The following is a 478-nucleotide window of genomic DNA, read 5'->3' on the forward strand; positions in this document are numbered from 1 at the left end:
TTAAGAGTTGCTTGACTACTCGGGTATCTAAGCCTGTTCGCTACCCATGCTTTCGCTCCTCAGCGTCAGTTACGACCCAGAGACCCGCCTTCGCCACCGGTGTTCCTCCTGATATCTGCGCATTCCACCGCTACACCAGGAATTCCAGTCTCCCCTACCGCACTCTAGTTATGCCCGTATCGCCTGCAGACCCGGAGTTAAGCCCCGGGCTTTCACAGACGACGCGACAAACCACCTACGAGCTCTTTACGCCCAGTAATTCCGGACAACGCTTGCACCCTACGTATTACCGCGGCTGCTGGCACGTAGTTAGCCGGTGCTTCTTATCCAGGTACCGTCACCACAAAAGTGGCTTCTTCCCTAGCGAAAGAGGTTTACAACCCGAAGGCCGTCATCCCTCACGCGGCGTCGCTGCATCAGGCTTCCGCCCATTGTGCAATATTCCCCACTGCAGCCCCCCGTAGGAAGCAACTCTCCT

General features: G+C 56.7%; 1 rRNA gene. It reads right to left on the reverse strand.

The features are described 5' to 3' along the window. Nucleotides 1-478, reverse strand: a 16S ribosomal RNA gene (locus DK926_RS26960); the annotation flags it as partial.

It is taken from the genome of Rhodococcus sp. Eu-32 (genome assembly GCF_003336925.1).
Taxonomy (GTDB): Bacteria; Actinomycetota; Actinomycetes; order Mycobacteriales; family Mycobacteriaceae; genus Rhodococcoides; species Rhodococcoides kyotonensis_B.